A 12579-nucleotide genomic window follows, 5' to 3' on the forward strand; every position below is an offset into this window, starting at 1 on the left:
ATAGCGAATATGTAAGTGAACAAATATTGATTTTGGTGATTTTGAAAGGGATCCCTAATTCATGATTCTAGGCAAACAGGGTTCGGTTGTGATCCGCTCTCTATCAAGGAGAGAATAGGAATCCTCAAAATTTTCTAAAGCGTATCGATCCATCATACTGGACGAGTGAAAATATTGCCGCACTAGCGGACCATAACATTGCACTAGGTGATGAAAACGGCAATTTTAGACCAAATGAAAACGTAACACGTGCACAATTTACAGTGTTCATGTATCGAGCGCTTGGTTTATAAAAGTTCATACTTAAATTAAGGGAGATGTATCAAAAAAATGATCCATCTCCCTTTCTAATTTAGATTAAAGTATTTACTTACTGACAGGCTCTAAAGATTTTCCCTTTTGTCGTCGCTGCGAAAGTATTGTCGGTAGCATCATACCTAAAATAACTAAAATAATACCCGCTATTTGTAAAGAAGTTAATGGCTCATGGAGAACAATAACTGAAACGGTTACGGCAACGGGCAACTCCATAGCACTTAAAATAGAGGCAAGAGCTCCTCCCACTTTCGGAACAGCTATAGAGAATAAATAAATTGGCAAAATAATACCGAATAGCCCCAGTGCTAGTCCAAATTTCCATAACCCCCCGGCGAATAATTTGCCGTTCCAAAGAACTTCAGGGTTTAGGAAAATACCAATAATGATAAGGGCGACAAAAGAAACAATCAACACGCGTGATGTCGTTGTAATACCCTCCACATGACGAGAGTTAAATTGAATAAAGCAAGCAAAAGTAAAGGCAGCAGCAAAACCTAGTAGCCAGCCTTGAATAGGAATATCGCTTAAATCTACATTTAGTACGCCAGCGGCTAAAATCGTTCCAGCAAATAATACAATGATGGAAATCACTTCAGTCCGACTTGGAAAGCGTTTATGAAGGGCGCAATCTATTAATAAGCCGATCCACGTGAATTGGAAGAGCATTACTACTGCAAGAGAAGCTGGTAGATACTTTAATGATTCGCCGTATATAATTCCTGTAGTTCCGGTAAATATCCCGGCGCACACCAAAATAAGCAGTCCCTTTTTAGAAAGCTTCGGCAATTGTCTTTGTGTCACTATAAAAATTGTTGCAACAAGCATAAAGCCAATAATATATTGACTTGATACTGCCTCTCCTGTTGTAAAGCCATGCTGCATAGCTACTTTGACAATTGTCGATAGTACACCGTAGCTACTAGAAGCAATGACAATTAAAAGAGGATATAATAAATTTTTCTTCATGTTTTTTTGTTTCACTTCCTAAAATTGCTTTACCATATGATGAAATGGTTCATCAATTATGGACCATGGCTCTGTAATGACAAAGCCCATGCGTTCATAAAGGCGACGAGCGTCCTCTTTTTCCGTTTCAACATTTAATGATAATTTTGTATAGCCTCGTTTTTGTGTTTCCTCTACGGCAAATTGCAGTAATAATGTTCCTATTCCTTTACCACGAGCTTCTGGTGCTACACAAATAGTATCAATATAATATTCATCTTCATGAGCCTCTTTATCGATGATGATAGAAGGCGCATTTTTCTCTTCAAGCCATTTTACGAGATTTGCATCCATATGAATGGCTTCGACACCATTATAGTAAACAAGAGTTCCTAATACTTGCCCATTCAGGGCAGTAACAAAAGTATTTAAATAGGAATGTCGATTGTCCTCACGTTTGAATAGTACAGTAAGTTCTTGTTCAACGGCTTTCGCTGTTTGTTCACCTGTTAAACGGTTTGCAATATCACCAATCGCATCAATAATTAATGGTACAACGGCATGGGCATCCTGTGGTTGCGCTTGTCGAATTGTAATACTCATTGTCAAAATCCCTACCTTTCTATAGGCAAGTATAACAAAGATAGAGGATGACTCAAGTTTTTGAGTAAATGGTGATATTCTGATGGCATCATTAACTTCTTTCGGCGGGTGCCAAACACCCGCCGAAAGAAGTTAAAGCCTCCGGCGGATGTCACGGAATCGGAAAGAAGTTCTTAGGGGATGTTAGCCTAAAACCATCGCATCCATGCGATAATGGCTAACTGACCTGCATCGTGCAGGCCTAAGCACAAAGCCGATTCCAGACGCAATTATGCCAAGGCATAGTTGATTATTATTCCGAAAGTTTAAAACTTTATACGACATCGATTTTCATGTTAATCTATAATGACTAGAGTTTCGGGAGGACAACAATGACAAAGGAAGATAAGGATTATATTTTAGTTTATGGAGATGCTTTTATTGACTATATCGCTGATGATGTAACAAATACATCTTTTACTAAATATATGGGTGGTGCAACGGTAAATGTTGCTGCGGGAATTAGCCGTATCGGTGCTCCATCTGCATTAATTACGATCACAGGAGATGACGAAGGATCTCAGTTTGTTCGAGATGGCCTTGCACAAGAAGGGGTAAGCCTGGATTATGCGGTATTTAACCCTGCGAAGCGTGTTAGCGGTGTCTATGTACATTTAACGGAAGCATGTGAGCGAATTTTTAAGGATTATGTCGATGAGACGCCAGATTTACAAGTAGAAGCAACCCAATTAAATGAAGCAGCTTTTAAACATGCATCTGCTTTAACTGTGTGCTCAGGTACAATGTTCCATCCTACAGCCCTTGATACTACACGTGCTGCTGTAGAGATGGCAAAGGAAAAAGGGGCAATTATCGCAATGGACGCGAATATTCGCCCTCTACGCTGGAGCAGTGAGCAGATTTGCCGTGAAACGATCACGTCATTTTTTGAGCACGTAGATATTTTAAAGGTTACTGATGAAGAATTATTTTTCCTAACAGAAACAACTAGCTTGGAAGAGGGCATTGAGCAATTAAACAGTTATTTAGTGCCCATTATTTTAGTAACAGTAGGGGAAAATGGCACATATGCGGTATTAAATGGTGAGGTTAGCCATGTACCGACAGAAAAGGTTGTGCCAGTAGATACTACAGGTGCTGGAGATGCATTTATGGCTGGTGTATTACGCGATGTTCATTACAATGGTTTCCCTACAACGGAAGAGGAACTTGTTCGTTGTGTAAGCTTTGGCAATAAGCTGGGTGCTTTAGCAGCCACTAAAGCAGGGGCATTAACAGCTCTTCCATTTTATGATGATATTAAACATTTACTTAAATAGTCGTTTGGAGCGTGCATACAATGGAGAAAAATTACGATGTATTAGTGAAGGATCGATTATTCTTTGGCGGTGCGAAAGATGCAGATTTAGCTTTTGAACAAGAAACGGTTGATATCGTGATTGATGTTCGAGTAAATGGCTTATCTAAAGAGGAGCAAGAAGCGGCTTCATATGCGTACAAGCATATGCCAATTGCAGATGAGGACATTGAAGTTGCACCATCAATTGGAAAAGTTGCGAAAGAAATTGTTTCTGCCTATGAGAATGGACAAAAAGTGTACTTCCATTGCGGAAGCGGGGGAGGTCGCGCAGGAGTGGCTGCCACTGCTGTATTAATGGAGCTTGGCATGGCCAATTCTCTAGAGGAAGCGGAAGGGGCGGTAAAGAAAGCCCGTTCACAAGTAACAATTCGTCCAAAAATGGCAGATGCTTTGCAGAAGCTATACAAATAAAAGAGAAGATGTACCAAAAGTTTTTTCAACTTTGGTACATCTTCTTTTTTTGTTAGTGAATTATACATTTTTGTTCTTTGCAGGGTGGATGTATAACCCCATACTATGGTGATCAAAATTAATAAATTGGTTTATTTTTGAAAATATAATTCACTTTTATGTTTGTAAGTTAAAAATACAAATTTAGGAGTGAATCAATTGACTACATTTACACCCTTACAAGAGGCTCAAGCCTTTACTGAAGCTTTTCTATTGTCTAACGAGCAGGTATCTGTAAACCATCCCTATAAGAAGGATAAAGGTCGATATCCACGAGTGCGGAAATTTTTCCAGAATCATTTATTAAATGGTACAAGTGATGCTTCCACATATCAACAAGGTGTTGGGCAATTAATGATGTTCTGTGCCCAGTTCGCTCAACAAAAGGCATTGGTTGGAGAGCGTGATGCAGTTTACAAAGAAATGGTTAATGCTGTTATTCCTAAACTTTTGAAAAGAACATATAATTTCCCGTCAATCAATCCATTAGCAGGCTTTATTTATCTTGGTGTAGCGATGCTTAAGAAGTTGGATGAATCTCAAAGCGATGTATCACTTTCTAATGTAGATGAGTTGTTAGTGCGATACCGAGACTATTTTGCTAATGAAGTATTAAGTTATAAAGAAAACTATGCGTTAATGTATCATCGGACTCCGTCTGCTTGGACATATAATGACTCAGAAAAAGCGTACCGTTTTGCTACTGGACCCTATTCGGGTCAAATAGGATACTGGATAACTACCGCAGATTTATCCACAGATCCTCAAAAAAAATACTTAGAGATGCCAACAGTTCTTGATAGCTCAGGACAAGTTTCTTTTGCTGGTATTCAACCAGGAACAAGTGATAGAGATTATATAGATCACCATTCCTATTTCAACACTAAAAACGAGCGATTTATTCTTAACGAATCGCTAAATACAATTGCATTATGGATGGCGGCACATGTTTATGATGTAAAAGTGAATAAGACTGGAGCTTCATTAAATCCTGCATATAACTTAAAAAATGCAATCAGAGATGTTCTTAGCTATACTCATTGGGGTTCAAATACGTTAGTTGCTAATGATGCTAAAGGGTGTTTCCAACAAGAGCCATTTAACGATGCATTAACTGCTAAAAGAGTTCTTCCGGTTCATGGATATTCCGAAGTAAACTTAACGAATAATATGCTGCGATCTCGATTTGATTCTCCGGCATATAATACATTTGCAATAACATTCTTACAAATCTTTGCAAGCTTGATTGAAAATCCAACAGTTTCATCATGGTACAATCTTGTTCCAAATTCTGATTCAGATTCTGGAATTATGGTAGTTCAGATGATTAATACCTACCAAGATATATTTACAAACTATTCAATTATCAAAAACACTTTAATGAATAATTCGCTTAGCCAAGCTAAATATTGGGGTATGTACATTCCAGAAAACGCAATGTTAGGTTCATCCGAGTTGATTAAAAATCCATGGCAAATACCTAATAAGGGCGAGGGGATCAATCAAGCCATGGTCGGATTGTTCAATGTTTATCCTGGATTCGCAGGTCAAGGATTTACAAGTATTAATAATAAAATCGGGGAAGCAATTAAACTCCAACTTGAAGTTGGTCGAGCATTACATGGTCAAAATGCCTTCCCATCACACGGTCGTTCAGGTCTTTGGGATTTAGCTCGCTTAGATATATTAGCCGATGCTTCAAATACAGATGGGACTGTTAGCTCGGCTACAGACCTAACTACTACTGATAAAGAATCTCCAAACTGTGCTGGAGCACGTCGCACATTCTACGCTTTAGCTATGGCGTTAGCAGTCGATGGTTCTAACGGTTTTGCTTCAAATTAATGCATACCCGATTTAGGTGGAAGAAACATATAGATGATATTTGTTAAATTGATCAGAGTGAAGGCTAAGTGACTCCTTGGGGATCAGCGTCACGGATGAGATCTTGTAGCACAAGCGATGCGACTCATTGGACGTCCCGAGAAAGTGCTTAGCCGGATTATTTTTAACAGCAGATACATAAATTTGTGCTATACATATTAGAACAGATTTTGTTATAGTGATAATATAACAAAGATGAGGTGAATCTATATGATGGAGGAATTAGCGAAAGTTCCGTGGGCAGTCATAGCACCACTAATAGTGGTTCAATTTATTTTAATGATTGTAGCTTTAGTTGATTTACGTAAAGTCCATGCAACAAATGGGCCTAAAGTTTTATGGGCGTTTCTTATTATTTTTACAAATATTATTGGATCGATTGCGTACTTTATAGTTGGGAGAAAACAATCATGACGATATTACTTCAGGTAACAGGACTTACAAAGCAATTTGCAGAAAAAGTAGTTGTGGATGGGATTGAGTTCTCTTTAGAAAAAAATACATCAACAGCTTTAATTGGACCTAATGGCGCTGGCAAAACAACGACATTATCGATGCTAACAGGTTTATTAAAACCAACCTCTGGAAGTGTAAAAATGCTAGATGGTGATTTAAGAGCTAATATTGGCTTCTTGCCACAATATCCGCAATTCCATCCTTGGTTAAGTGCGTTAGAGTTTACTGAAATGGCAGCAAAGCTAAATGGTGTGCCCGCAAAAAAAGCACAAGCAGAAGCCCAAAAAACACTTGAGTTTGTAGGTCTTGGTAATGATTTAAATAAGAAAATTTCTACGTTTTCTGGTGGCATGAAGCAACGGCTTGGCATTTCCCAGGCGATTGTTCATACGCCTAAATTACTGTTATTAGATGAACCTGTGTCTGCATTGGATCCAGTAGGTCGTAGGGAAGTTCTTGATTTATTGAAGGGCTTACAGCAAGAAACAACGATTTTATATTCGACACATATTTTAAATGATGCTGAAGAGATGACAGATCAATTACTGTTTTTACGTGATGGAAAGCTAGTAGAGCAGGGGACATTACGTGAAGTTCGACAACGTTTCGAAGAATCAAATTATGTTGTAGAATTTAGCACCGAAAAAGAAGCACAACTTTTTGCCAGTCAATCTGAACTTATAGGAAAAGCTAAGGGCAGTCATGTATATATAGAAATTATTGATGAACAACCAAGTATGCAGGGGCTGCTTCAACATTTGAGTAGTTGTCCTTATAAAATACGAAAAGTGGAGCGTCAAACAGCATCGCTTGAAGAGATTTTCATGAAGGTGGCGAGAAAGATATGAGAGGATTTACTGTACTTCTTCAAAAGGAATTCAGAGAAGCTTGGCGAAGCTGGAAGTTTTTATGGATACCTCTTGTATTTGCTTTGCTCGGGATGAGCGATCCACTGACGAACTATTATATGATGGATATTTTAAATGCTGTTGGTAACGTACCAGAAGGCTTTGAAATGTTGATGCCAGAATTAATGCCAGTGGACCTATTACAAGCTTCCATTGGACAGTTTCAAACGATAGGTTTACTCGTATTAATGGCTACTTTCGTAGGAGCCATAAGTAAAGAAAGAGCAAGTGGAATGGCTACTTTATTGTATGTCCGTCCAATATCGTTCGGCGCTTATTTTATGAGTAAATTTATCGTCATGAGTACTGTTGGCCTTGTTAGTATTTTAGCTGGTTTTACCGCGAGCGTATACTATACGGTTGTACTTTATGGGACATTTGAGATAGGGACACTTATGGCAAGCCTTTTTACGTATTTTTCTTGGCTGCTCTTTGTGATAGCTTTGACATTAATGATGAGTGCAACTTTTAAAACAGTGGTTGCAACAGCATGTGCATTTGCTGTCATATTTATTGGGCAAATATTGGATGCTTTAGTTGGGGCATTTTGGACAATATCACCTTGGAAATTACCGGTATATGGTGTTCAATTAATGAGGGGCACGATGGAGATGTCGGATTATTGGTGGAGCCTATCTATTACATTAGTTATCACCATAATCTGTATGAGTATAGGAATTTGGACAATGAAGAAAAACGCATCGATGACGAAAATTTAAAGGAAGTATTGAGGTGAAAATCCGCGTAAACTTTTAAGATAGGGCACGAGCACTAAAACCAGCGGCGCTATCGATGAAAAACTATAGCGGATTTTTACTATATTATTTTTTAAATCATACGACCATGCATCAGCAAAATAAGAACGAGCGTTTGAACAGTATGTGTAAGCCGAGTAACAGGTAGGCTTGCGTATCATTATTAGGTTATATCCGGCTATGATGGGCAACTATTCGTAAAAGGCTAAATGATTGCTCGTTAAAATACCTATTGCTGCGAAATAGGGTAAAGCTGTTGCCACTTCTAAAAGAGAAGTCGTAAATCCTAAAGCAATCATTGCTCCTATACTAAACGATTTCGGCTTAAGAGATCCCGATGTTTTTTTCTTTGGTACTAGCCAACTTCCGACAAATAATATCGCCCTCACAATTGTCATTACTAATCTAGCAGAGTGATTATTTAATGCATTTGCAATTGGATCAAAAATAACATCTAAGCCAAGCATCAAAAAAATGCCGTCTTTATTTCCTGCATATTTCTAAAAAAGGAATCATCACCTTTGTATTCTTCCTCTACTTTTTCCATCATTCGTTTAATAATGCGTTGCACTGAATTTGATCTGCATTATAATTTCTTCTCAATTCCTTCAACTTTATCTTCTTTTAGCGGGTGTTTAGACACTGCCAAAAAGTAGCTTAAATAAAATACATTTGTCGGCTACAAGGCTATATGATGTAATCACTTATCTTGGAATATCCATAACTTAGGAATATAATGGAGCTATGAAACAGAATTTGTCAAATAACTCGGAAAATATGAAAATATAAGTAGGAGGATGTGGAAAAATTGGCTACAGAAAATTCCGATCGCTTTCTTACAGCGTTTAATCGGATAGATCATAGGTTAAGAGATATTGTTGGCGCAAAGGACTTTATGCCCTTTTATCGTCTTATCGATCAAGCGAAGAAGAAGGAAGTACTAGTTCGTAAATACGAAGACGATTTACGCTCGTATGCAGATTTACGAAATGCAATTGTTCATCATCGCATATCATTAGAGTATGTCATCGCTGAACCACATATAGATGTTGTGGAAAGAATTGAATATATAGATGCAACACTTGCTAAGCCAACACTTGTTGGCCAAATGTTTCATAAAAAAGTATTAGTTTTTCAGGAAAGAGATTCATTAAAACATGTCTTAAAAGTTATACGTCATCGTAAATTTACACAGTTTCCCGTATATCATAAAGATCAATTTAAAGGGCTTGTGACGACAGTAGGAATTACAAATTGGCTAGCTACGATGATGGGAGGCGATCAAATACCTAAGAAGATTCCGTCTTTACATGATATTTTGATGCATGAAAAAAATAGGGTGAATTATAAATTTGTGAGTAGATACATAACCATTTACGAGGCCGAAGATATTTTTAAACAAGGTGTGGAGCGGGGACGTCGCTTTGAAGCTTTATTAATAACGGAGCATGGCAAACCACATCAAAAATTAATCGGCATTGTTACACCATTAGATATTGTAAAAATAGATTAAGCAAGACGAGACAAGCTGTTAAGAGCTTGATCGTCTTGCTTTATCCTTTAAGCTTACATATAAGGAGCCGTTTCCTTGAACTTGAGCAAAATAAACATCTTCTACGGATTGGACGTTTTGCTTTTTCAGCTTTTTCATAAGCCAATCTTCAGTTAATTGGAGTTCAACTAAGTTTTCATAAATAACTTTCCCATCTGAAGCTACTTCTGTTGGTATATAGGTTGGTGGTGTGACATCGGCCTTTACATCTTGTTTTGTAGCTGGTTGTTCAGCAGGCCTTGGTAGCACACTTAGTTTACCCGTAGTTTCAAGTAACGCATATTGTACATCTTGTACAGAGAATACGGCTTGTTCCCTTAGCATCATCGCTAATTCATCCATATGCAAACGATTTTTCTTTAAGGCAGACTCTAAAATAATTCCATTTTGAATAAGGATTGTTGGCTTGTCATCAACAATTACACGAGCTTTTTTAGATTTAATGGTAATGATGGTCATTAAATATGTTAAAACGCTCCACCAAATGAGGGCAATGAGTCCATCTAAAAAGGGTGTCTCAGCCTGTGCTGCTATTTCTGATGCAATGGAACCGAATGTGATACCTGTTGTATAGTGGAAGAATGTAAGCTGTCCAAGCTGTTTTTTTCCTAGTAGTCGGGTTACGATGAGTAACGCAAAGAAGGAAAGTGTGGACCTAAGTATCATTTCCCAAAAATCAGCTTTAAAAAATTCGTCTATATTCATACATAAATCAACTCCCTTAAAACTGCTATTTCAATGAATAGCTTGTGCAAAAAGGTTAATAGTATGCGACGATCTCTTATAAATGGAGATTGAATAAAATTGGAAGTAGGTGGCGACATGAATAAGAAAATAGAAAATTTAAATAATCCAGTCTATCCAATTATGATTGCAATAGCTCTTGCCCATCTTATCAATGATACGATGCAAGCAGTTATTCCAGCGATGTTCCCGATATTGAAGAGTGATTTAGGGCTAACTTTCACACAAATAGGTCTTATTTCGTTCGCATTAAATATGTTTGCTTCTGCTTTACAGCCAATTGTTGGTTTTGCTAGCGATAAAAAGCCGATGCCTTACGCACTACCGATTGGTATGGCAAGCTCATTCATAGGCATTGCTATTATAGCGTTCACATCACAATATTGGATAATTATTATTGCAGTATTATTTTTAGGGTTTGGCTCAGCTATTTTCCATCCTGAGGGTTCACGTGTTTCATTTATGGCAGCAGGCTCAAAAAGAGGACTTGCTCAATCGATTTATCAAGTTGGAGGTAACTCTGGGCAAGCACTCGCACCACTAATTAGTGCTTATATTTTTGCTGTTTTTGGACAACGTGGTGCCGCAATTGTCTTAGTAGTGGCAGCAATTGGTATTCTACTATTAAGTAAAATTGCAAAGTGGTATAAAAAGCAGTTGGAGCAAGAACGTATGGCAAAGAAAAAACGAGTATTAGTTTCTAACTTACCCCCATTAACAAAGAAACAAGTAGGCATTGCGTTGACGTTACTATTTACGATTATTTTTGCGAGATCATTTTATACAACTAATATTACAAGTTTTTATGTGTTTTATTTAATGGATCATTATGATGTTAGTCTTCGTCTTGGACAAATATTAATTTTCACCTTTATGGCCTTTGGCGTCGTTGGCACATTTTTCGGAGGTTCATTATCAGATCGAGTTGGTAGAAAAAACGTTATTTTACTGTCCGTTGTTGTGCCGATGCCATTTTGTTTGGCATTACCTTATGTACCGTTATGGGCAGCAATGATATTTTTAGTGATTATCGGTACACTCATTATGATTAGCTTCTCAGTAACAGTTGTCTACGCACAGGAGCTTGTTCCAACAAAAATTGGTACAATGGCTGGTTTAACAACTGGTTTTGCTTTCGGAATGGGCGCAATCGGTGCGATGGTAATTGGTGTATTAATGGATCACAGGGGTATTGATTTTACGATGATGGTTGTATCTTTGCTACCTTTATTGTTACTAGTAGCATTTTTCTTACCTAAGGATAAACCAGCTTCGGCGGCGTAAAATAAACGCGTTCTCAAGTTTGAGAAACGCGTTTTTATTATTGGCGTAATGGAGATAAAAATTCAGCTGGAAGTTTTTCTATATCTAGTACATAGCCCTCTGATATGTGAACTTCATGCATTTTATCGTTGTAAGTGAATTTAAAAATACCATTATCAAAGTCAGTGCCAATCTCTTTGAAAAATATACCTTCAATTGATACATATTTAGGACATGTAAATGCTACTTTAAAATCTTCGTGTTCTTGGATTAAATAAGCACGTACACCTTTTTCGTATGTATCGTTCGCATCGTCGTCAGTTGGACGTTGGACAGCTACAATGTGAAAATCAACGAAAGGAACCTCTTTTAGTAAGACGTTTAAGAAGGAACCCTTTGTAATCTCTTCCCAGCGACTTTGTGCACTTTGGCCTACTATAATTTGGGAAATTCCGTAATTTTTTGCCACTTCTGCAATAACCTTTTGGATGGGGCGCTTCTCATTATCTTGTAATATGAACTTTTCAATTTCAAGCTCATCAGATAACTTTTTCCATTGCTCAATGTAGCTAGATTTCTCTGCATCAAATGCATCAAGGGGTTGCGAATCGACCGAAAGAATATAGAGCGGACAATCTAACATTGTAGCCATTTTATGACCACGTCGTATTAATCGCTCACCGTTAAGCCCATAGTAGACACAAACTAATATACTTTCATCTAAACGCCCTTTTACATGCTTCATAAAAATTAACACCTCTTATCTTGTCGTTATTTTGTCATTTCTACAGTCGATTTTGAAAAAAATAGCCTAAAACAGCAAAAATCGATACTGATACAGTGCATTATGCTCATTTATATTGTATACTAAAAAACGTATAAAAGTTAATGATAATATATTGGGAAAACCTTGAGGAAACAGGGTTATCACTATACTTTACAGTTATTTGAATTATGCATTCCGTGCATTTAAGCCAATTGCCTCTATATGCCACACTATTATGCAGTTAGTTAATTAGTTAGTCAAGTGACTTGGTACACCATAGTGACATGGATAGTGTGTATATATTATCTCTCAAAAAGTCATGCCATTTTCTAAGGCAATACGCTATTGGTATTTAGGCTTCTCAGTAGATAAAGTTCATAGCCTGAAAGATTCCCCTTGTTTGATGCAGTGTAATCACCAGAGCTTCTCCCTGTATAAAATATGTGCTATGTTGAATGAGCTAGATCTTTACCATTTGTTTACCGATTCAAGGAGTACACACTTTATTACATGAATCAAATTTCAAGAGAATTTCTAATATGTTAGTTAGCTTTATTCATTTTTAGTGAGTTTTT

14 protein-coding genes are annotated in these 12579 nt (G+C 37.4%); 9 read left to right on the forward strand and 5 right to left on the reverse strand.

What is annotated here, in order from left to right; genetic code table 11:
• Positions 1-143 precede the first annotated feature (143 nt).
• The gene (locus ACIPKN_RS20995) at positions 144-293 is read left to right on the forward strand and encodes an S-layer homology domain-containing protein (protein ID WP_400939892.1); all 150 of its coding nucleotides are present in this window, start codon (positions 144-146) and stop codon (positions 291-293) included.
• Positions 294-366: 73 nt separating this feature from the next.
• Here the strand turns inward: ACIPKN_RS20995 and ACIPKN_RS21000 are convergent, their stop codons facing one another.
• Both ACIPKN_RS21000 and ACIPKN_RS21005 read right to left on the reverse strand, forming a co-directional pair.
• A complete protein-coding gene (locus ACIPKN_RS21000; protein WP_400939749.1) occupies positions 367-1284 on the reverse strand; it encodes an EamA family transporter in 918 nt (305 codons plus the stop codon).
• 18 nt (positions 1285-1302) lie between these two features.
• Complete coding sequence (locus ACIPKN_RS21005; RefSeq protein WP_400939752.1) at positions 1303-1866, reverse strand: GNAT family N-acetyltransferase; 564 nt, start codon at positions 1864-1866, stop codon at positions 1303-1305.
• Positions 1867-2237: 371 nt separating this feature from the next.
• Between ACIPKN_RS21005 and ACIPKN_RS21010 the strand changes: the two genes are divergently transcribed.
• From ACIPKN_RS21010 to ACIPKN_RS21035, 6 genes are all read left to right on the forward strand, one after another.
• Positions 2238-3185 (forward strand): carbohydrate kinase family protein, encoded by a 948-nt coding sequence (locus tag ACIPKN_RS21010; RefSeq protein WP_400939755.1) that lies wholly within the window; start codon positions 2238-2240, stop codon positions 3183-3185.
• A 20-nt stretch (positions 3186-3205) separates the two neighbouring features.
• A complete protein-coding gene (locus ACIPKN_RS21015) occupies positions 3206-3637 on the forward strand; it encodes a protein-tyrosine phosphatase family protein (protein WP_400939758.1) in 432 nt (143 codons plus the stop codon).
• A 198-nt stretch (positions 3638-3835) separates the two neighbouring features.
• Positions 3836-5521 carry a hypothetical protein gene (locus tag ACIPKN_RS21020; protein WP_400939761.1) on the forward strand — a complete coding sequence of 562 codons (1686 nt, stop codon included), beginning with the start codon at positions 3836-3838 and terminating at the stop codon, positions 5519-5521.
• 249 nt (positions 5522-5770) lie between these two features.
• Entirely contained in the window at positions 5771-5974 is a 204-nt protein-coding gene (locus ACIPKN_RS21025) for a PLD nuclease N-terminal domain-containing protein (RefSeq protein WP_142509628.1), read from the forward strand.
• Positions 5971-6864 carry an ABC transporter ATP-binding protein gene (locus tag ACIPKN_RS21030; RefSeq protein ID WP_400939763.1) on the forward strand — a complete coding sequence of 298 codons (894 nt, stop codon included), beginning with the start codon at positions 5971-5973 and terminating at the stop codon, positions 6862-6864. Before ACIPKN_RS21025 ends, ACIPKN_RS21030 begins: the two co-directional genes overlap by 4 nt.
• Positions 6861-7643 (forward strand): ABC transporter permease, encoded by a 783-nt coding sequence (locus tag ACIPKN_RS21035; protein ID WP_400939766.1) that lies wholly within the window; start codon positions 6861-6863, stop codon positions 7641-7643. The genes ACIPKN_RS21030 and ACIPKN_RS21035 overlap by 4 nt, the downstream gene beginning before the upstream one ends.
• A gap of 227 nt (positions 7644-7870) precedes the next feature.
• Here ACIPKN_RS21035 and ACIPKN_RS21040 read toward each other — a convergent pair whose 3' ends face one another.
• A complete protein-coding gene (locus ACIPKN_RS21040; RefSeq protein WP_400939768.1) occupies positions 7871-8149 on the reverse strand; it encodes a hypothetical protein in 279 nt (92 codons plus the stop codon).
• A gap of 329 nt (positions 8150-8478) precedes the next feature.
• Between ACIPKN_RS21040 and ACIPKN_RS21045 the strand changes: the two genes are divergently transcribed.
• Positions 8479-9192: a CBS domain-containing protein gene (locus ACIPKN_RS21045; RefSeq protein WP_400939770.1), complete on the forward strand. Its 714-nt coding sequence runs from the start codon at positions 8479-8481 to the stop codon at positions 9190-9192.
• 18 nt (positions 9193-9210) lie between these two features.
• Here ACIPKN_RS21045 and ACIPKN_RS21050 read toward each other — a convergent pair whose 3' ends face one another.
• Positions 9211-9936: a DUF421 domain-containing protein gene (locus ACIPKN_RS21050; protein ID WP_370079579.1), complete on the reverse strand. Its 726-nt coding sequence runs from the start codon at positions 9934-9936 to the stop codon at positions 9211-9213.
• Positions 9937-10053: 117 nt separating this feature from the next.
• Here ACIPKN_RS21050 and ACIPKN_RS21055 point away from each other — a divergent pair, with 117 nt between their 5' ends.
• Positions 10054-11259 carry an MFS transporter gene (locus tag ACIPKN_RS21055; protein ID WP_400939773.1) on the forward strand — a complete coding sequence of 402 codons (1206 nt, stop codon included), beginning with the start codon at positions 10054-10056 and terminating at the stop codon, positions 11257-11259.
• A gap of 37 nt (positions 11260-11296) precedes the next feature.
• On the opposite strand, the gene ACIPKN_RS21060 is transcribed toward ACIPKN_RS21055, so the two are convergent.
• Positions 11297-11983, reverse strand: coding sequence for an adenine nucleotide alpha hydrolase family protein (locus ACIPKN_RS21060; protein ID WP_142509623.1), 687 nt, complete (start codon positions 11981-11983; stop codon positions 11297-11299).
• Positions 11984-12579: the final 596 nt, after the last annotated feature.

It is taken from the genome of Lysinibacillus sp. NPDC086135 (assembly GCF_044746345.1).
Lineage (GTDB): Bacteria > Bacillota > Bacilli > Bacillales_A > Planococcaceae > Lysinibacillus.

What these genes read in the sequence shown, in the direction of transcription:
- ACIPKN_RS21025 (WP_142509628.1), top strand. Translation starts at nt 5,771, where the DNA reads ATGATGGAGGAATTAGCGAAAGTTCCGTGGGCAGTCATAGCACCACTA.
- ACIPKN_RS21055 (WP_400939773.1), top strand. Translation starts at nt 10,054, where the DNA reads ATGAATAAGAAAATAGAAAATTTAAATAATCCAGTCTATCCAATTATG.
- ACIPKN_RS21030 (WP_400939763.1), top strand. Translation starts at nt 5,971, where the DNA reads ATGACGATATTACTTCAGGTAACAGGACTTACAAAGCAATTTGCAGAA.
- ACIPKN_RS21005 (WP_400939752.1), bottom strand. Translation starts at nt 1,866, where the DNA reads ATGAGTATTACAATTCGACAAGCGCAACCACAGGATGCCCATGCCGTT.
- ACIPKN_RS21050 (WP_370079579.1), bottom strand. Translation starts at nt 9,936, where the DNA reads ATGAATATAGACGAATTTTTTAAAGCTGATTTTTGGGAAATGATACTT.
- ACIPKN_RS21035 (WP_400939766.1), top strand. Translation starts at nt 6,861, where the DNA reads ATGAGAGGATTTACTGTACTTCTTCAAAAGGAATTCAGAGAAGCTTGG.
- ACIPKN_RS21015 (WP_400939758.1), top strand. Translation starts at nt 3,206, where the DNA reads ATGGAGAAAAATTACGATGTATTAGTGAAGGATCGATTATTCTTTGGC.
- ACIPKN_RS21000 (WP_400939749.1), bottom strand. Translation starts at nt 1,284, where the DNA reads ATGAAGAAAAATTTATTATATCCTCTTTTAATTGTCATTGCTTCTAGT.
- ACIPKN_RS21010 (WP_400939755.1), top strand. Translation starts at nt 2,238, where the DNA reads ATGACAAAGGAAGATAAGGATTATATTTTAGTTTATGGAGATGCTTTT.
- ACIPKN_RS21060 (WP_142509623.1), bottom strand. Translation starts at nt 11,983, where the DNA reads ATGAAGCATGTAAAAGGGCGTTTAGATGAAAGTATATTAGTTTGTGTC.